The sequence below is a fragment of the Paenibacillus sp. HB172176 genome (assembly GCF_011947265.1).
Classification (GTDB): domain Bacteria; phylum Bacillota; class Bacilli; order Paenibacillales; family Paenibacillaceae; genus Pristimantibacillus.
The window spans coordinates 236,109-256,676 of sequence record NZ_JAATHD010000004.1; the positions used below are offsets into that span (position 1 = coordinate 236,109).

Consider the following 20,568-nt stretch of genomic DNA (forward strand, 5'->3'; position numbering starts at 1 on the left):
CGGCGCATGCCGCTTCCTTGTTTTTACAAAAACTCCGAGAGCAACATCAACGTCAAGCCCTGCCCGTACAATGTGGGGTAGCAGCTCAAGTCATTGTACGCTTCAATCGTCGGCATAATGGGCGTTCCTCCGGAAACGCCCGTTACCTCGCCGTTTTCCTTGATTTTCCCGATCACGCCTTGAAGCACATGACGCGTGGCCTCCCTATAGGAAGCAGGGAGCAGACCGATGCGAACAGCGCATGCAAGACCGCAGCCGATGCCCGCGCTGCCCGAGGTTTCCTGATAGTAGGAGGGGCGATCCAGTATCGTTGACCATAAGCCGTTCTCCGCTTGGTGCTTCATAATGGCATCCACCAGCTTGCGGTAACGCGAGATCAGCTCCTCCGGAACCGCCCGCATGCCTTCGATTTCCGCCAAGACCAATGGCGTACCGACGACAATCCATGAATTGCCCCGCGTCCATCGCGCAGCGGACAGATGATGGCCGTCGCAATGGTAGCCGTGGAACAGCACGCCTGTTTCCGTATCCTCCAACAGCCTTAGATGAAGCAGCAATTGCTCGAGGGCGACATCCGCATATTTCTCATTTCCGGTCATTTTGGCAAGCTTGGCAAAAAATAAGATTACCATGAAAATGGTATCCGCCCAAACCTGCTCATGCCATTGTCCGCCATGCTGGAAGGCGCCGGAGCTTGTCTTCACAAGCTCGTCGATGATCCATTCCCCGTATTCCAGGGCTGTATCGCGATAGAATTCGTCTCCCGTTCTGGCGAACATGTCAGGGAAGATCGTAAAGGGCGCCATATTATTCACATGCTGAAATTTCAAGGCTTTCTCTCTGTTCGCCTCGATCCAGCGCGTTAGAAACGCGATCGCCTCGGGTTGTTTGCTTGCTCCATAATAATGGGAAATCGCGATGACGCCAACGCCCGGATTCCAGTCCCACTTGTTGATGTCCATTCCCCAGTCGCTGCCATGGCAATCCATCCCCGACTTATCGTCCGTAAGGGCGGAGTGGTCCGCGACCATATAGTCGAATACGCGACTTGCCAAACGCTCAAGCGTATCCGTAGAAATCGTTTGTGTCATAGCCGTCTCACCTCTATTCGTATTTGTTCGTGAAGTCATGCTCGCCCGACAGCCATTCGGATTGGCAATAGGGATTGTCGAAGCGTTTGTACTCTCTAATCTTCTCCGCCTTGCCATTGACCAGGAACTCGCCGCTCCAGCCTAGCTCGAGACGGGTGCCGTCAGGACGATGACAGGTTGCCGCAAGCTCGGAGCAAGCGATGTCCGAAGCAAGAACGGACGCGATGAACGCGGCGAAAGATCCATGCTCGGCCGCTCGTCCCATTTGACAGATCCACACATTGCTTCTCGCCGTGCAGATCAATTCTTGATCGGCATACGGCCCGCTGCTCTGCCACGTAAAGCCATGCTGAGAATAAAGCGCAACATATCCCTCGTTTTTCTTGGCAAAAACCCAACGCCCTGCCTCGTCCGATGCGGGAATTTCGCAGCATTCGTCGAATTTCTCTCTCGGCATATACGCGTGCGTATACAGACATTCCGAATCTTCGGGAACATGATACAAACCGATCAGCGTATCCTTGTATTGAACGGCTCGGGGCATGATGTCATTGCCGGACCATAGATCCGGTCTTCCGGTTCCCACGCCTTCTTTGCCGGGATGAGTGACGAAAACCGCGATTCCGTCGTCCATGCAGGCTTGCCAGATATGCTGCTGAAAGCCCTTTTCGCCTCTTCGGAAGTCCTGGGCGCAGCTTAGCATATAGTCGGGCGTCTTATACGTAAGCTTGTTGATGCGGCCCATGTAATTCGGCATTCGAATCGCTTCTCCAGATTCGCCGCGCGCCCGGCAATCCTGATAGTACTTCCACTCGCTGTAGGCGATATCATTGACGAAGTTTCCATACTTATCGCTCATATCCTTGACGCGATCAATAATAAGACGGTGGGTATAGCCCATATTATGCCAATACAGGGTAAGATCGTCGAATTCATGATAGCCCTTGCCAAGAAGAGGGCCGTCTTCGACGTCGAAGCTCATTTGCTCTTTGCTTGCGTATACCGATTCGGTGTCCCTGGCAATCGCAACGGTGAACGGTTCGGGTTCATACGTGCTTAGCGCCAACGTGGTGGCCCCGAGATTATTCGCGCTGGATTTGAGATTCCCGAGCCCCCATAGAATATACTGAGCCGCGCTTGTTCCTTCTTGTTCCGGGTTCAGGATGTGACCGGTATAGGTACGTCCGTGCGTACAGCCGTACACGCCCTTATACGAATTGACCGCCATGCTGAAGCAGATCAGATCCAGCAGCTCCTTGGCCTTGGCGCGCAGCTCCTCATCCTTGGCGAAATCATACAGATTCAGCAGCGACATGATATTTTCGACCATATAACAGTTGGAGTCCCATTCGGAGAAGCCTACGCTCTTCTTGACATGGATCCAATGCTCGATTTGCGCTTTGACGATGGGAAGGACCTCGGAGCCCTTTAGATTGCGAGTCGTGAAGTGATCATCCGGATACAGCTGGGCAGCCAAATATTCCGCCGAATGATGAAGCATGACATGATTCTCCGTCCAGATGATCGCCACCCCGAGCAGCCTGGAGCTGTGATCCGTGAACCAATAATCGCGAACCAGCAATTGCTCATGCACCTGATCCTTCAAATCCTGACTCCATAACGGGCTGTCCCCGTACAGATAGAGCATGCGCAGCAGAATCTGCGCGTTGAAATCCCAGCAATCCCGTTGAAAGACAAAATAATTGAGCGCTCGCGTAAACTGATCTTCGTTAAAGGATTGACCGACAGCGAGGCGCGCCAAACAGTTGGTGATATAATGCCTCTGCTTTGGCCATGCCTTGAGCTCGGAGCTATAGGACAGATAGGCTTGTTTTCTGGCTTGTACGGATGATTGAATATCCATAACCTTATTGGACATGCAGGATTCCCCCTTTATTCTGACTGCAACTGTTTTCGTCATGCCAGTTATCTTAGTGCAGCGGAGGGACATTCGCAATAAACACATTTCAGCAGTGACATCATTTTCAGTTGTTTTTAGGCCACAGCCTGATGCTTGGTGGCACAGCATTCTGTTTGTCATGTGATTGAAAGCGGCGGTGAATCTGAAAAATCCGCACCCCAATCATAAATATGGGGTATTTCGCGAAAGGGCGATGGGCTTTAAGCTAGGAAGGTAAGCAAAACAGATTAAGGGGAGGAAATACAGTGAATCCAAGAAATAAATTCATCTGGTTTCTAAGCGTCATGCTGATTGTCATGCTGTGCGCGGCATGCGGCTCGAACGGCAACAATAACAACAACGAGGCGACGACGGCGCCAACGTCCGACACGGGGACAGCGCAGCCTGCTACAGAGAAGCCGACGGATAAGCCTCAGGAGAAGGTGACGCTGAAGTTTTTTACGGGGAAGGTCGAGACGGTGGATCTCATTAACGACATGATCGCGAAGTTCGAGGACGAGAATCCGAACATCAAGGTGGAGCAGGAATATCAGAAGGACGCGAGCAACGTGATCAAGGTCAAGTTCGCTTCCGGCGACGTGCCCGATATTACGACGGTGTATGCGCAGGATTATGTAGATCAGGGCAAATATCTCGATCTGTCGAACGAAGCGTTCTGGTCGAGAGTGCTGCCTGCGATCAAGGATCTGAACACGGATATCAAGACCGGCAAGCAATTCCGCGTGGCGACGAACGTCACGATGGCGGGCATCTTCTACAACAAGCAGGTATTCGAGGAGCTCGGTCTGAAGGAAGCTCATACGTGGGAGGAATTCAAGTCGAATCTGCAGACGATTAAGGATAAAAAGCCCGATATGACGCCGATGTTCCTCGCGGGCAAGGATTCCTGGACGCTCGGTCATCTTATCGAATTTATGGCGCATGGCGTCATTAAACAGAAATACGGCGTGGCGGATGCACGCGCGGCCTTCATCAACAACGAATCCGACAAGCTGCAGTTCGACGCGGCTGGCGGCGGCATCGACGCTTTCGCAGGCAGATTGCTGGAGCTGAAGGAAGCGGGACTCATTAACAAGGATGCGCTGACGGCGACCTACGACAATCAGAAGGAATCGTTCGTGAATGGTCAGACGGCGTTGTTCAGCCAAGGCATGTGGGTGCTCGGCGATTTGCTGACGTTGAACCCTGATTTTGCTTCCAATATCGGCTTCTCGCCATTCCCGGCTATCGTCGACGGCACACAGCCGGTCACCTTGTCGGCCGAGGATTCGGTCTATGCGATTACCTCGGAATCGAAGCATCCCGAGGAAGCGAAGAAATTCCTGGAGTTCCTGTTCAAGCCGGAAAATCTGAAGGCGTACAGCGAGTTCCTGAAATCGCCGCCGGCCTTCACCGATGTGGACGCAGATTGGGGACCGCTGAAGGATCAAGCCGCCGCAGCTCTCAAAGCGGGCGTGAACATCGCGTTCACCGACACGCCTTCCGGCTTCTCGGGCGACGACGCGGGACGCATGGTGCAGGAGCTGTTAGCGGGCAAATACAAGACGTCGCTGGATTTCGCGAAGGCCTACAAGGACGCGTGGGATAAGGCTTGGAACGCGACGAATGGTTGAGCGCGAGCAGGACTGAAAATCTAACGAATTCTAGCATTGGTTCATATGACGAATCGTTTAAGGAGATTAATGCTGTGAGTGAGGCTATCAATTAACTGACACTCTGTCCCGAGTTGCTTTCGACGCCATTGCGCTTCAAATAATCATAAATGTGGCTTTCAAGTAAGCTCAAGAAGAAGCCGGGCAGAACCTAACGCAGAACCTAACGCAGAACCTAACGCAGAACCTAACGAAGACTCACAGCGTTAATCTCATCCTACCACCCGTTGCCATAATCTAACGAAGACTCATAACGCTATTGCAGTATAGAAAGGCGTTTTGCCGCTAAATAGCGGTAAATAAGACGATAGATATTCGTTAGATTTCTAATCCTATTGAAAAATGATTAATAACGCTATCAGGATTCGTTAGAGTTCTTTCCCCCCCTTCCTCGCACGTGAAATCTGAGCGAAGGGAATCACTTTGACTTCAAATAAAGAAGGCAGGAGAGAGAAACCATGCGTGTATGGCTCCATAAACTCAATTCGAATCTTCACCATTTCATGGCGGTTCCTGCGATCCTGCTGTTTGGCCTGTTCTTTCTCTATCCACTCACGCAGGGCGTCGGCATCTCGCTCACGGATTCCAACGGCATGACCGACGCGAGCTTCGTGGGATTGCAAAATTTCAAGGATTTCTTCCATGACGACCGGGCGCGCAGCGATGTGATGATTACCGTCTACTTCGCGCTCGGAAGCGCCCCGCTGCTTAATTTGTTCGGACTGCTGTACGCGTTGTTCCTCGATCGGAAGCTGGCGGGCAGAGGATTCATCCGCGCCGCGGTCTATCTTCCTGCCGTCATCTCGCCGCTCATTATGGGGTATATCTGGTACTTCATCCTGCAGCCGGGCCGGGGCTACTGGGCGCATGTGCTGCAGGAGCTCGGACTGGAGCGCTTCGACGGCAACTGGCTGGGCGAGAGCTCGTCAGCGCTCGTGGTGCTGATTGTCGTGAATGTCTGGCAATACGTCGGCATGACGATGATTGTGTACCTCGCCGGTCTGCAGGGCATTCCGGCGGATCTCTACGAAGCGGGCAGAATCGACGGCGCGGGCAGATGGGCTTCCTTGCGGTATATTACGCTGCCGCTGCTCTATCCGTCGATCAAGATTAATGTGGTGACGAATATTATCGGCTCCCTGTCCGTGTTCGAGATCATCGTGGCGCTCACGGACGGCGGACCCGGTTATGCGACGGAATCTCTCAGCATTTACATTTTGCGCATGCTGTACGGCAGCTTCACGGGTTATTCCACGGCCGTCGCGCTTATCTTGTTCGTCATGATTCTTATTCCGGTGGCGCTCTTCCTGCGCTTCACCCGAAAATCCGAGTATGAGCTATGAGGGGATTTGTTATGACCAGAGGATTGAAGACTAGCGCAAAATACCTGGCAGCCGCGATCATGGTGCTGATCTCCATTATTCCGTTCTATGTGCTGATCTATCTCGCGACGAATTCGCCGTCCAGCAGCCCGTTCGGAGGCATACTGCTGCTGCCCGAATTCCACTGGACCAATTTCTCCGAGGCGTGGGAGGGCTCGAAGCTCGGCAGAGCGATGATCAATTCCGTGATCATTACCTTTAGCGCGGTCGCGCTGCTCGTCTTTGTCTCGAGCTCGGCGGGTTATTCGATCGCAAGGTTTCGCAGCAAGGGCAATGTGGCGATCTTCAATACGCTGCTCGCCTGTCTGATGATTCCGGCGATTATCATTACGGTGCCGCTCTATACACTCATGAAGTCGATCGACGGCATCAACACGCATTGGGCGATGATTCTGCTGACGGCGACCAATTCGCTGCCTCTGTCGGTGTTCCTCTATACGAGCTTCATCCGGACGCTGCCGAAGGAGGTCGAGGAGTCGGCGGTGATGGACGGCTGCACCTTCTTCACCGCCTTCTGGAGGGTGACGTTCCACTTCCTGCGGCCGGTCACCTCGGCGGTCATTATTCTGACGGGGCTCGGCATCTGGAACAATTACGGTCAAGCCGTGTTTTTCCTGCAGAGCCAGGAGATGCGGACGATTCCGCTCGCGGTGAGCATGTTCTTCCAGACGTACGGCGCGAAGTGGAATTTGATGGCGGCTGCGGCCTTGATCGGACTCGCTCCGGCGGTGCTGGCGTTTGTGGTGTTTCAGCGGTATTTTATCAAGGGCATTACGGCAGGGGCGTTGAAAGGATGAGAGAGTTGAACAGGAATGAACATGGACTAGCGCACGAAGATGGAAGGATGGGCAAAGCGGTGAAGGGGAGCGCAGATGCAGTCAGGCTCATGGACGTGTATCCCCTGAAGGCGCAATTCCGCAGCGGGGAGAGGGTGCGGCTTGCCGTTCAGCTTGCGAATCCCGGCTCTGCGAAGAGGAAGGTCTCGCTTACCGTGACGATATGGGAGCTGGATCGGGAGGCGGAGAGGCAGAGGCTGGAGACGTTCGTACTGCCTGCCAACAATTCCGCGCTTATCGAAGTGGAGGTCGGTCCGTTCGAGACGGATTTCACCGGATACGGCGCTCAGGCGCAGCTTTGCGAGAATGGCGAGGTAATCGATTCGGCTGGCACCGCGTTCGATGTCGTGAAGGATTGGCGCGTCTCTCCCAGATACGGCTTCTTAAGCGAATTTGGCAGCGAGGAAGCGGGGGATAGAGCCGATATTGAGTGGATGAACAAGCTTCATCTGAATCTCGTGCAGTTCTATGATTGGATGTATAAGCACGACGATCTCGTCAGCGACGAGGAAGTCTATACGGATTTGATGGGACGCGAGGTCAGTCGTCGGGTTGTATCGGAGAAGATCGCGCTTTGCCACGAGCATGGCATGAAGGCGATTGCCTATGGCGCCGTTTATGCGGCGAGCAGAGGCTTTGCCGAGCTTCATCCCGACTGGCGGCTGTATACGAGCGCGGGGGACCCGTTTGATTTTATCGGGATATTCAACATTATGAACATTGCGCCGGACAGCCCCTGGTCCGAGCACATCGTTGCGGAATACCGGCGGACGGTGGAGAAGCTGGACTTCGACGGCATTCATATGGATACGTACGGGTTTCCGAAAACAGGATGGTCGAGACTGGGCGGCAAGGAACGGCTGGAGCGGCTGGAGGAGCAATTCGCTCCGCTGATCGAGGCGACCCGGGAAGAGCTGACGACGGTGAAAGAGGATATCTGCCTCATCTTCAATAACGTGGGCAATTGGCCCCTGGATACCGTAGCTCGCGCGAGTCAGGATGCCATCTACGTGGAGGTGTGGAAGCCGTACGAGCGCTATGCCCATCTGCGGGATATTATAGGCTGGGCGCGTCATTCGAGCGGAGGAAAACCGGTCATCCTCGCGGCTTATCTGAAGTCGTTCCGCGAGCCAGGAAGCTTGGGCGCGGAGGGGGCGGAGCATGGCTTTCGCCTGCTGAACGCCGTCGTGACCGCGCATGGCGGGTACCATCTGCTGCATGGCGAGGAGGGCGGCGCGCTTACGCAGGGCTATTATGTCGATCATTCGAAGCTTCGCGAGACATTCCTTCGCACGGTGCGCGATTATGCCGACTTCGGCGTGCGTTACGGACATGTGCTGCATGCGCCGGAACTTCGTGATGTGTCGATGACGCATGCGGAAGGCGACAATCTCGAATATGCCTTCGAAGGCTTCGCTTACAGTACTTATGGCGAGGCGGGCAAGGTGTGGACGATCATTCGCGAGTCGGCAGAGTGGAAGCTGATCAGCTTCGTCAACCTGATGTCTGCGTCTGATGACTATTGGAATGAAGAGAAGGAGGCGGCTGCTCCAGTCGAAGGCAGATTGGCGAGGATTGCATTCGACGGCGAGATCGAGTCGGTGCTGCTGGCGAGCCCGGATGCGTTTGGCGGCGGAGCGGCCGGGTCGGCGAGTCCGGATGCGTTTGGCGGAGAGGCGGTTGAATCGTCGAGTATGAGAGCGGAAGTCGGTGGAGCGGTTGTGTCGGCGAGTCAGGAAGCGGAAGTCGGCAGAGCGGCTGTGTCGGCGAGTATGGGAGCGGAGGTCGGTCGGGCCATTGAGCTGCCTTACGAAGTCGAATACACGCCGCGCGGCAAGACGGCGATCATCGAGCTGCCTCCGCTGATGTATTGGGATGTGTTGATGGTGCGGATGAAGAGGGAGATATAATTGGTGATGGTTGCTTATGAGGGGGAGCTAATTGGCAGCTGACGAGCGTATATACTGGAATTTCTCCTGCATATTTCGTGAAATGAAGCGAATACCTCGATGCTGCTCGATTTATACTGGATCATTTCCAGTTTATGAAACCAATAGGGGATGTAGCGACAACATATACTGGATTTTTTCCAGTATAACCAATCACATTTTGCGCTCTGTCCGCCAATTAGCGGATAGTTCCTGCTTGTCCGAATCGAAGATCCCCTGAGCTGACATAATAGGGTTTAGCATGAGCTAAGGAGTCCGTCCTAGTGTCTTATTGACGCTGAAGCGGGCTCTTTTGCTGCTGAATTAATATTTGACGTCACGCAGCAGCCGAGTTTACATAACCCAGCGGCCAAGTCTGCTTATTTTCAGGGGGCATAAGCGGATTCTGAATTTGCTGTTTTGCCAGGCATGCAAGGGAGGGGAATGTTTTTTTCACCTTACTGTTTCGAGGACCTATGGTACCTTCTTAAGGAAATGATTCTGTCGACTCTTAAGGGGGGCCTGTTATGTTTCGCAGAAAAACCGCTTCATTGCTGGTAATCGCTTTGTTAATATCGCTGCTCGCTCCGGCGGGAGGAAGCGACGGGAACCAAGCCTATGCCGCATCTGGCAAATATCTTCACTTGAATTTCGACGAATATCCGGTGGAAGCTTCATTATCTAATCCAACCAGCACGGCGGATGGAGGGGGATCCTGGAGCTTTTTCGGCACGGTGGCGAATTCGGTCTACGGCATTGGCGAATCCTTCCCGGATCGCGAGGGAAGAAGTATGAGCATCGTATCACAAGTGTTGCCGGATCATAGCACCGCCAATCCGAATATTCAGAAGAATAATATGACGATACCGGGCGCGGGAGCGACGGACGCGATTGTCGTCATGGAGGGCAGCTTTCGCTTTGACAACACACTGTTGGAGAGAAGGCTGTTTTCGGCTGCGGTGACGGCTTTGCCAAGTACGACGACCTTGGGTGAAATCCGCTTGACAATGGGTGCGAACGGGCAAATGACGCTATTGTATCCTTCGGAAGGCGGAGGCAATTCTTCGCATCAGCTCGGGACCTACGAGGGCGATGTCTGGTATCATATCCAATTGTACGTGGATCTCGGCAGCAGGCAATTGCAGGCTTACGTGAATGGAGAGCTTCGGGCAACCTTGGCGATGTCGGGGGGCTGGGATAATCTCCGTTCCTTCCGCTTCGTGCAGATTGGCTCGGCGGATACAAGCGGAACGATGACGATGGACGATATTATGGTGCGCGACTGGATTCCCGTTGAATCGTTGACGCTCAATCGCTCGGTGGCGAAAATGGCGCCAGGGGATATGCTTGAGCTCTCAGCCGAGCTTCTTCCCTTGGATCGTACGAATCCCTATCTGATATGGGAATCGGATCAGCCTGACGTGGCGACGGTAGACGAACGCGGCAGCGTTACAGCCGTCGCGAACGGTACGGCGACGATAACGGCAAGAAGCAAGGAGAATGAGGCAATTTCGGCTTCGGCCGAAGTGACGGTGGAGGCTTATCAGGCGGTTGAGTCCGTGCAACTGACACCGTCCTCACTGGAGGTGGAGAAGGATCGATCGGCGGAGCTGTCAGCTCTTGTATCGCCATCAGGCGCAACGAACTCCGAACTGAGCTGGTCCAGCAATAACCCGGTGATCGCGACGGTTGACAGCAGTGGTGTCGTGAGCGGTATTGCGGAGGGGAGCGCACTCATAACGGCGACGAGCCAGGACGGACCTTTGGCGCAAAGCAGCGTGACTGTCGTGCCAAGGAACACACCCGTCGAGACGATTATGATTCCGTCCACGGCGAAGGTTGAGGCGGGCGATACAATCAGCGTCACGCCGCGGTTTCTGCCCGTCGATGCGACCAATCCTTCATTCCGGTGGACGAGCGGCGACGAATCGATTGCCATTGTCGATTCCGATGGAAGAATCGAAGGGCGCGAGCCGGGCGTTGCGCTCATCACAGTAGCTTCGGCGGATGAAGCGCAGCCGGCTTCCGCGATGATTGAGGTGGAGGTCACGGAGCCGGCCGAGTCGCTTGATGCCTTCGATCAGCTACGCTTGAAATGGAAGGAGACGCTTGACGGCGGGCCCGAGCTCGACGCCAGCGACGCGGCGATAGCAGAGAAGCTCGTCGGGATAAACGAGTTGGCTTTTTCCCGATGGGAAACAATGCTTCTCGATGAAGAACGTGAGACGCTATGGGAAGATATTACGCCGTCAACGACGGATTCGGCTTATTTTAACAGCTATCTGACTCGATTGCGGGACATGGCGTATGCTTATTCCACGAAAGGCGGCGTTCTGTATCATAATGTGACCCTGGAACAGGATATTCTCTCCGCGCTCGACTGGATCTATGAGCATGCCTACAATGAACAAATCGAGGAGTACGGAAATTGGTGGAACTTCGATATCGGGGCTCCGCTTCGATTGATGAGCATTCTGGTTATGCTGTATGATGATGCGTCATCCGATCAGATCGAGGGATTTGTTCGAACGGCGGATAAATTTATTGGCGATATCAGGAGCGAATCCTTCACGCAGGTAGGAGCCAATCGCTCTGATATTATGACCATTGAAGCGCTTATGGGCATTCTGACCAAAGATTCCGAAAGGCTGAACGACGTGCTTGTCCAGATTGAGCCGCTGTTCGATTATGTTTCTGAAGGCGACGGCTTCTATGAGGACGGCTCCTTTATCCAGCATTCGTCAATCGCATACACAGGAAGCTACGGCGAGGTGCTGGTGCGGGGAGTAGGACAGCTTCTGTATCTGCTTGGCGGTTCGCCATGGGAGGTGACCGACCCTGATGCGGCTCATGTCTATCGCTGGATCTTCGAATCGGTCGCGCCGCTCGTCTACCAAGGGGAAATGATGGACATGGTGCGGGGCAGGGCGATTGCGCGGGAGGAGCAGAACGGGTATATCGCGGCGATCGGCATGCTCTCCGGCATGCTCCGTCTGGCGATGTCTGCTCCGGAGGAGACGGCAGTTCAGATGAAAGGATTGATCAAGAGCTGGGTGCAGGCCGCGGATTCGGAGCTTGACGTCTACGAATTATTAAGTCTGGACTTAATCGCTCCTCTTAAGACGATCATGGAGGATGAAGCGATTTCTCCCTTGGAGAGCGAAGCGTTTCACAAGGAATTCGGCGCGATGAACCGCACGGTTCATATCGGAGACGACTTTGCCTTCGGAATCAGCAAGAGCTCGGAGCGAATCTCCACCTACGAGCTGACCAATGGGGAGAACGGCAAAGGCTGGTATACGGGAGACGGCATGACCTACTTGTACAATGGAGACAGGAAGCAGTATACGGAAGATTTTTGGGCAACGGTCAATATGTACAAGCTTCCGGGAACGACGGTGGATACCCGGACGAGAGCTAGCGACCAGTATCAGTACGGCGATGGCGAGACAACTCCGGACAACAAGTGGGCCGGAGGAACGACGCTCGGTACGAATGGTGTATCGGGAATGAATCTGCAGCAGACCGGCACTTCTCTCGTCGCCAATAAGTCATGGTTCATGTTCGGGGATGTTATTGTGGCGCTTGGCTCGGGCATAACCAGCAATGACGACAGAACGATCGAGACGATTGTGGAGTAACGGAAAATTAACGAGAATGGATCGAATGATCTGATCGTGGACGGCGTGAAGGCGTCGGCTGCGCTTGGATGGTCCGATACGTTAAGCGATGTCAGCTGGATGAACCTGGAGGGGAATGAGCCTGGATCGGATATTGGTTATTATTTTCCGGAATCGGCGACAATTCAGGCATCCCGAATGGCTAACAGCGGCTCCTGGCACGACGTGAATCAGAATGACGGCTCGTCGATTGATACGCGAACCCGCAATTATATGTCTCTATGGTTCGATCATGGCATGAATCCGAATGAAGCGACGTACAGCTACGTGCTGCTCCCGAATCGAACACCGGAGGAGACGGCGGCATTCGCGGAGACGCCATCAGTGGAGATTCTGGCGAATACGCCTGAGGTTCAGGCGGTGCAAGATTTGGCGAGCGGCGAGATTGGCCTGAATTTCTGGACGAACGGGGGCGCTTCAGCGGCAGGCGTAACAGCGAGCAGACAAGCATCCGTCATGGTAAAAGATAATGAGGATGACACGCTGGAGCTGGCGGTGTCCGACCCAACGTTCTCGAATACGGGTGTCATCGAGCTTGAGCTAGATCGTTCGGCCGCAGGAGTTCTGGAGGCTGACGAAGGCGTGTACGTTACGCAATTGCATCCGACGATCAAATTGACGGTCAGCGTGGAAGGCTCGCTCAGCAAGTCCTTCCATGCGGTATTCGATATGGATCCGGACAAGGAACGAAGCGACGGGGAGGCAGAGCTTCCGTCCATCGCAGCGGACAAGGAGGATGAAGCGGAGGAGCTGCCGATTGCTCTTCTGCACGAAAACTTCAATCGCGAGGAGCCGGGCAATCATCCAACAGGCTTCCAGTTAACGGAGAGCGGCTACACCTTCGGGACGGTGGAGGCGAGGAACGGAGACGATGATTACGCACTGAGATTGTCGGATCGGAATGCAGACGGCTCGGTGTCCGCATCGGCTTCTTTCGATGAGCAAGAAGGGTATTTGTCGCTCCTCTGGCAATTCGCCGATCCAAACGGCAATAGCGGACTGAACTTCCGCGTCACGGGAGGCGGCAAGCTTGCCGCCGAGCTGGTTGCGAGCGATGGCGTCCTGTACCGGATCGATTCCGGGGGAGATCCAGTCGCTGTGACCGATGCGGAGACTGCTCGCTGGCACCGGATCGAGCTGCGTCTTCAGACCGAGGAGCAGGAATGGATGCTGTTCGTCGATGGCAGTCAGGTGCCGGGAGTGTTCAGCTTCCTTGAGCCGACCGAGGCGCTTGACGGCATCGTCTTCCGCACGGGAGAGGAGAACGAAGGCGTCGTCTATGTGGATGATGTCACCGTATACGTCACCGGAGCCGAACGGCTCGCTGCGGACGGCTTCGAATCTTATGGAGACGGAGCCGACTGGCCCGGCGATTGGACTGTCGTTGAACGCGGAGAGACGGCTCCCGTATCCGTGGTTTACGAGGAAGCGGAGCGCAATAGCAGCGTTCTGCTTGATGACAATGATACCGGCTTCAGGGCTTCGATATCCCGATCATTCACTCCGCAAACGGGAAGGTTAATCGCGGAATGGTCGTACAAGGAGCTTGCCGGAGGCAAATATCCGGAGTTCCAGCTGCTGTCGGACGGGACGAGGGCTGTCCGATTAACCTCAAGCTCCAACAACTATTTGCGCTATTACGGCCTCGGCGCGTCAAGCAGCACAATCATCGACGCTGCCCGGACGAAGCTTAAGCAATGGCATACCGTCAAGGTTGACGTCGATATTCCGAATCAAATCTTCGATTTGTATTTTGACGGAGAGCTGGCAGAGGAGGGCTTGCCGTTCTTCGGGGAAGCGGAGAGCATTGATACGATTCTGTTCGGATCCGGCTACGGGGCTGCCGATGCGAAGCTGTTCGTTGACGATGTCATCGTGTATTCCCTGTCGGGAGACGTTCCGGCCTGGGAGGGAGACGGCGGCGAGTCACCCGAGCCTGAAGCGTCGGAGGAGCCGGGGGGAACTCCGACACCGACACCGACGCCAACGCCGACACAGACAGCAACATCAGAGCCGACACCGACACCGACACCAACGGCAGCGCCGACATCGACACCGACGTCAACGGCAGTGCCAACATCGACAGCAACGTCGGGGCCGACGCCAACTGTAGAACCAGAGTCTGCGTCAACGCCGTCACCCACGCCAACCACGACGAGCAGCGCAGCGCCGGACTACGAAACAATTGACGGCGCATCTCGCAGCGCGTCCGAGCTTGCTTCTAACGAAGCCCAGGATGGCACGGGAACGCACTGGACGGTAGGAGCGGAAGGGTTCTCCGCAACTGTTCCCATCCATGCGTCGGACCTGAAGAGATTGGCTGAACTGTTGTCTTACGAGCTGTCTGAGTTGACGGTTGACGTCGTGCTTCAACGAGAGAGAGGGCAAGGGAGCGAGAAGTTCGCCGATCGACTTGTACAGGCAGGTTATCTGTTGTCATCAGACGTCATTAGCGTTACTGTAACGGTTGGCAACGGCACGGAAGCTCTTGGGATTGAGAGGTTCGATCCATCCTATGTCATTTATTCGATTGAGCTCGACGAGAGCGTGGATATCTCCAGAGCTGCCGTAATGATGTACGAGCCTTCTACGGGAGAGTTCAGCTTTGTTCCAGCCCGGTTTGAAGAGAAGAACGGCAGGAAGACTGCCATTATTACTAGTCCTTATACGGATATGCTTGCCATTGTGGAGAATGAGAGTGACGAGAGTTTCCCGGATGTCAGGCAGCATTGGGCTCAAGCCCCTGTAGAACGGCTGGCTTCGAAAAAGCTGCTTTTGGGTCAATCGGCTAATCGCTTCGCCCCGGAAGAACCAATGACCCGCGCTGAGTGGATCAGCCTTCTTGCGCGCGCAATGGGCTTGAGGAAGGCGGGCGAGGGAGCCGGCTTTATGGACGCCGCTCCCGAAGCTTGGTATGCGGGCTGGCTGGATGCGGCACGCGAAGCAGAGCTCGTATTCGGCTATGTCGACGGCAGTATCCGTCCGAATCAGACGGTTAGCCGTGAAGAGATGAGCGTAATGCTGGCAAGAGCGCTTGCTTTCGCAGGCTTTGATGCGTCCGAGGCTGGCGTGGAAGCAAGTCGAGCGACAGAATTCGTCGATGGGGAGAGCATCTCGCCATGGGCGAAGCAGCAAGCGTCTGAATTGGCAGCGCTCGGTATTTTGAACGGCATGTCTGACGGAGGATTTGATCCGCAAGGCGAAATGACGAGGGCGCAAGCTGCGGTTGCTGTGACCCGCTTGCTGGAGGTGCTGGGCTTCTTATAATCAAGGGTACCTTTTATTGCTGCGTTGATGCAGGAATACACAATAGGGAAGAGCATGTGATCCTTCACATGCTCTCCTTTCCGTTTCGGCTCCTTTCGGTTCATTTGCTCAAGCCCGCAATGAAGGATGAATTTCTGGAACTGTTCTACGAGGTTGCTAGATCGCTTAAGGAAGAGGCGGCCCTGGAGCCAGTGATATCCGTGGGGAAAGCCATTCTTGCTCATTACGTCCATGCCCCCAGCTTGTTCCGTGGATTATGATGTATCTGTTTTAGCGCCTATCATGCCGAAGTGAAAGACAAGGAGATGGGCGTATGGCCGCCCATTGTATTCGCAGCTTGTTGCAATAATTTGATAGACTCAAAGCTATACAATTTTAGAGAAATGCATATATAATGGAACGAAAGAAGATTATTTTGAGTGAAACAAACATGATTGCGCTTCCAAATGTTTGAATGATTAATATATCAAACAAATTGAATAATGTATTCACCCAATGACTTGGAGGAGGACTTCGCATGTGGTACAAATATCTTTTTTCCAATTTATTGGTGTTTGCGCTGCCTGTTCTCTTGTTCGGGGTCCTATTGTATCAGTATGCTCTGAGCAGCTTGATGAACGTCATTGAAGACACCGGCATTCAAAGTCTGAATCAAGTCCGCAACATGACGGATATGCGCATGAGCGAGCTTAAGAATATCTCCGCGCGCATATCGGCTGATCCCGATCTATCCCCCTACATGATCAAGAGTGATGGCTTCCACACGAGAGAAGCCGTGAGAAAACTGGGCGAGTATAAAGATAACAGCATTATTATCGATGAAATCTATTTGTATTTCCGCGGCGATAACTACATTTATTCTTCCGAAGGCTCGAATGAACTGACGACTTTGTCCAAGTATTTCTATAAATTCGACGGGGCGGACGAACGGCAATTTCTCCAGATGCTCGACACGGTGGAGAGTCCCGTGATCAAGTCCTATGAGAATGTCGTTGTCGGGAATGCCGAAGCCAGGTTGCTGACCTACTTGTATCCGATTCCCCCCGCTGTTTCGTATACGAACGGAGCGGTGATGTATGTTATCAAGGAGTCGATGCTGAATAACTTGATCGATGATATTTTGGGCAACCTGAAAGGAAATGTGTATATCTTCGACTCGGATAACCATGTCTTGGTGTCGAAAAACAAGGAAGCCGGCATTCTGATTGACGAGGTTCGGAGCCGGCTAGGGGATGACGGGGGAGCCAAGCAGGTTCAATACTTTAAGATTAACGGCGATAACTATTCGTTGATGAAGGTTACGTCGGACGCAAGCCACTGGACCTTCGTGACCTTGATTCCGACAGACCAGTTCCTGGGCGAAGTGTCCCATGTGAAATGGATCATGGGCATCTGCTTCGTCGTCGTACTTGTTGTCGGCTTGTCCGTCATCCTCTATATATCCAGGTATCAGTACCGACCGATTCGGGAATTGACGGAACATGTGAGACGGGTATGGTCGCATACCGCGCAGAGAGGCAAGCCAAGCAACGAGTTGGAGCGCATCAGGGATACGATCGACGATGTCGTGAGGGAGCATCAAGGCTTGGTCAAGCAGATCGATACGCATCGTCCTCTTCTCATCGAACAATTCCTGCATCGATTGCTGAGGGGCAGTCTTAAGAACCACAATGAAGCCGATATGTTTATTCAATCGCAGCAGATGCAAATCTCGGAGGGCTTCTGCTTCGTCATGTATATTACCTTCGGTGCAGGAACGGACGAAAAGGCCTCCCCCCGAAAAAAAAGCGATGTGCTGAACCTGGTGTCCGACTTCCAATGGCCGGACGGACATGGATATGGCATCGAGTTGATTGAAGAGCGCGCGATCGCTCTTATTGCATCGGCGAAGGCAACCGGCGGGAGCGAAAAGCGGCAGCAGGAGGCTGCGGCGATCGAAGTGCGGAACAGGCTAAAGCAAGAGTTGAGCGCTTCCTTCATGATCGGGATCGGCCGCGCCTACGAACATATGACGGATATGAACCAATCCTTCATCGAAGCCTCGGCAGCGGCCGGCTACCGCTTGGCCGGCAAGAGCAGGAATTGGATCTTCTTTGACGAAATCGCCGAAGGGGAAGAGAACAATCTATGGTATCCGATTCAGGAACAAGTCAAGCTCGCCCAGAGCCTGAGGCAAGGCGACCGCGAGGTGGCTCAGGAGACTTTAAGCTCGATTCTGAGAAGCATTGACGAGAAAGTACAGTCTCTTCTTCTCATCAAGCTGACCTGCATGGATGTCATTAACACGGTATTTAAGATGATTAATGAGCTCAACCTCACGGACAACGTGATGGATTTGAAGAAGCTGGTGCATTTCAACTCGCTGCAAGAGCTGCATGACGAGCTTCGCGGATTGGTCGATCAAATATGCGATCAGGCAGCGCGCATGAAAGAAGAGCAAAGCGCATCCCTGAAGCACGGCATCATTTCGTTCATTCACGAGCAGTACACTTCTATCGACATCAGCTTGGACCGAATCGCCGAGCATTTCGACTTGTCGGCTTCCAATCTTAGTCGGCTTATCAAAGAGCAGACAGGCGAATCCTTCACCGACTATATCGGAAATTTGCGGCTAAAGTACATCAAGAAGCAATTGAAGGAGACGGATACGCCTATCAAGACAATCATTGCTGACGCCGGTTATCTGGATGTATCAAGCTTCATCAGGAAATTTAAGGGAATTGAAGGCGTTACTCCGGGTCAATACCGCAAATCGCATCAAATGGGCTGATTCGCATATGTTGCATGATGCGCATATTTCGTACAGACAAACTCGCTGCTATAGCGCTTCCCTTATGGAAGCGCTATATTTTTTCTGTTCGGATGGGCAGGGGACATACTCTGCATGAAGCGCATATATACAGGGCGATCGAAATGAAGCTATTGTAGTGTCGAAAGAGCAATTTCATTCGACAACAAAGAGAGGGGATTCTACTTGAACACAAGGAAATGGTTGAAGCATTGGCAAATGTACATGTTCATGCTTCCGGCCGTCAGCTATTATGTCATCTTTCATTATCTCCCGATGTACGGCTTGCAGATCGCATTTAAGGATTTTAAAGTAACGAAGGGAATATGGGGCAGTTCCTGGGTTGGGTTTGCGCATATTGAGCGATTCGTGAATTCCTTTTATTTTTGGGATTTGCTTCGCAATACATTGTTGATCAATGTCTATCAATTGATGCTATTCCCCGTTTCGATTATCGTAGCTCTGTCCTTTAATGAATTGAAGGACGGCCTGTACAAACGTTCGGTGCAGACGATCACCTATGCCCCGCATTTTATTTCGGTCGTTGTCATGTCGGGCATGATCATTGCTTTCCTGAATCCGTCAACCGGTATCGTGAATACCGTTATCAAGGCTTTTGGCGGGAAGGCCATTGCCTTCATGACTGATCCGGCTTGGTTTAAAAGCATCTTCGTGTTGTCAGGCGAATGGCAGCAGCTCGGTTGGGGAGCAATCATTTATCTCGCGGCTTTGTCGGGCGTCGATCCCCAGCTGCATGAAGCGGCCAGAGTCGATGGAGCGAATCGCTTGCGAAGAATATGGCACATTAATCTTCCGCATATCGCGCCAACCATCACGATCTTGCTGATCTTGAACTTTGGCAGCTTTATGGCGATCGGTTTCGAGAAGATCTACTTGCTGCAGAACGACTTGAACCTTGCTTCTTCGGACGTGATTCAAACTTATGTGTACCGAAGCGGATTGTTGAACGCACAGTACAGCTTCTCCTCCGCGGTGGGTTTCTTTAATTCCATCATTAATTTTATTCTGCTGATTGTATTTAATCGAATTGCCAAGAAGACAACCGAAACCAGTCTCTGGTAAAGAAGGAGTTGACATCATATGAGAGAAACCGCGTCGGATAGGGCGTTTGCGTTCTTCAATCATGTATTTATAGGCTTGTTGTTGATTGTGATCTTATATCCATTAATTTATATTATCAGCGCGTCCATTAGCGATCCGGTGATGGTGAATTCGGGGAAAATGTGGCTATTGCCCAAGAAGATGACGATGGAAGGCTATATGCGCGTATTTGAAAATCGGGAAATCTGGAGCGGCTATCTGAACACGGTGATGTATACGGTTCTGGGCACCTTGCTAAATCTATTGATAACGCTTCCCTGCGCGTATGCGTTGTCCAGAAGAGGCGTGGCCGGCCGCAATGCTGTCATGGCGCTCTTGGTGTTTACGATGTTTTTCTCCGGCGGATTGATTCCAACATTCTTGTTGGTCAAGAGTTTGGGGCTTCTGGACTCGATATGGGCGATGCTGCTTCCAAACGCGGCAGCTGTATGGAACATTATCGTGACCCGAACCTATTTCCAGATCTCCATTCCGAATGAAATGCTGGAAGCCGGAGAGATTGACGGAGGCTCTCCCTTCCGTTTGTTTCTCTCCATCGTCTTGCCGGTGTCAAAGCCGATTATCGCAGTAATGGCTCTGTTCTACGGAGTCGGACACTGGAACCAGTATTTCAACGCGATGCTCTATTTGTCTAACCGGGATTTGTTCCCTCTGCAGCTCATTCTCAGGGAAATATTAATTCTGGAAGAAATGAGCGTGTCCATGCTGATGAACGGCTCCGGCGATCTCGAAGCGATGGCCGAGCAAGCGAGGGTGGCGGATATTGTTAAGTATGCCGTCATGATTGTGTCGATGCTGCCGCTGTTGGTCGCGTATCCTTTTCTTCAACGCTACTTTGTCAAAGGATTTCTAATTGGATCGTTGAAGGGCTGATAGCCGGAGTACGAAGGGAGGTGAGGCT

General features: G+C 53.1%; 10 protein-coding genes and 1 pseudogene. 9 read left to right on the plus strand and 2 right to left on the minus strand.

The genetic code is table 11. The features are described from left to right. Positions 1 to 23: 23 nt before the first annotated feature. Complete coding sequence (locus HFP08_RS08220; RefSeq protein WP_168120105.1) at positions 24 to 1,091, minus strand: glycoside hydrolase family 88/105 protein; 1,068 nt, start codon at positions 1,089 to 1,091, stop codon at positions 24 to 26. A gap of 13 nt (positions 1,092 to 1,104) precedes the next feature. Beyond that, positions 1,105 to 2,970: a hypothetical protein gene (locus HFP08_RS08225; protein WP_168120106.1), complete on the minus strand. Its 1,866-nt coding sequence runs from the start codon at positions 2,968 to 2,970 to the stop codon at positions 1,105 to 1,107. Between the two features lie 287 nt (positions 2,971 to 3,257). Between HFP08_RS08225 and HFP08_RS08230 the strand changes: the two genes are divergently transcribed. The 9 genes and pseudogenes from HFP08_RS08230 (at position 3,258) to HFP08_RS08270 (ending at position 20,540) form a co-directional block, all read left to right on the plus strand. Continuing rightward, the gene (locus tag HFP08_RS08230; RefSeq protein WP_168120107.1) at positions 3,258 to 4,625 is read left to right on the plus strand and encodes an ABC transporter substrate-binding protein; all 1,368 of its coding nucleotides are present in this window, start codon (positions 3,258 to 3,260) and stop codon (positions 4,623 to 4,625) included. A 497-nt stretch (positions 4,626 to 5,122) separates the two neighbouring features. Further along, positions 5,123 to 6,007, plus strand: coding sequence for a carbohydrate ABC transporter permease (locus HFP08_RS08235; protein WP_168120108.1), 885 nt, complete (start codon positions 5,123 to 5,125; stop codon positions 6,005 to 6,007). An 11-nt stretch (positions 6,008 to 6,018) separates the two neighbouring features. Next, complete coding sequence (locus tag HFP08_RS08240; protein WP_168120109.1) at positions 6,019 to 6,843, plus strand: carbohydrate ABC transporter permease; 825 nt, start codon at positions 6,019 to 6,021, stop codon at positions 6,841 to 6,843. Further along, positions 6,840 to 8,792, plus strand: a complete 1,953-nt coding sequence (locus HFP08_RS08245; protein ID WP_168120110.1) for a glycoside hydrolase family 66 protein — start codon at positions 6,840 to 6,842, stop codon at positions 8,790 to 8,792. Before HFP08_RS08240 ends, HFP08_RS08245 begins: the two co-directional genes overlap by 4 nt. 1,289 nt (positions 8,793 to 10,081) lie before the next feature. Continuing rightward, positions 10,082 to 15,307: pseudogene (locus HFP08_RS29210) on the plus strand (polysaccharide lyase family 8 super-sandwich domain-containing protein); the annotation flags it as partial. Between the two features lie 36 nt (positions 15,308 to 15,343). Beyond that, the gene (locus tag HFP08_RS29585) at positions 15,344 to 15,757 is read left to right on the plus strand and encodes an S-layer homology domain-containing protein (RefSeq protein ID WP_346768726.1); all 414 of its coding nucleotides are present in this window, start codon (positions 15,344 to 15,346) and stop codon (positions 15,755 to 15,757) included. A 517-nt stretch (positions 15,758 to 16,274) separates the two neighbouring features. Continuing rightward, positions 16,275 to 18,527 carry a helix-turn-helix domain-containing protein gene (locus tag HFP08_RS08260; RefSeq protein ID WP_168120113.1) on the plus strand — a complete coding sequence of 751 codons (2,253 nt, stop codon included), beginning with the start codon at positions 16,275 to 16,277 and terminating at the stop codon, positions 18,525 to 18,527. Positions 18,528 to 18,764: 237 nt separating this feature from the next. Beyond that, positions 18,765 to 19,628, plus strand: coding sequence for an ABC transporter permease (locus HFP08_RS08265; RefSeq protein WP_168120256.1), 864 nt, complete (start codon positions 18,765 to 18,767; stop codon positions 19,626 to 19,628). An 18-nt stretch (positions 19,629 to 19,646) separates the two neighbouring features. Next, a complete protein-coding gene (locus HFP08_RS08270) occupies positions 19,647 to 20,540 on the plus strand; it encodes a carbohydrate ABC transporter permease (protein ID WP_168120114.1) in 894 nt (297 codons plus the stop codon). The last annotated feature ends 28 nt before the right edge of the window (positions 20,541 to 20,568 follow it).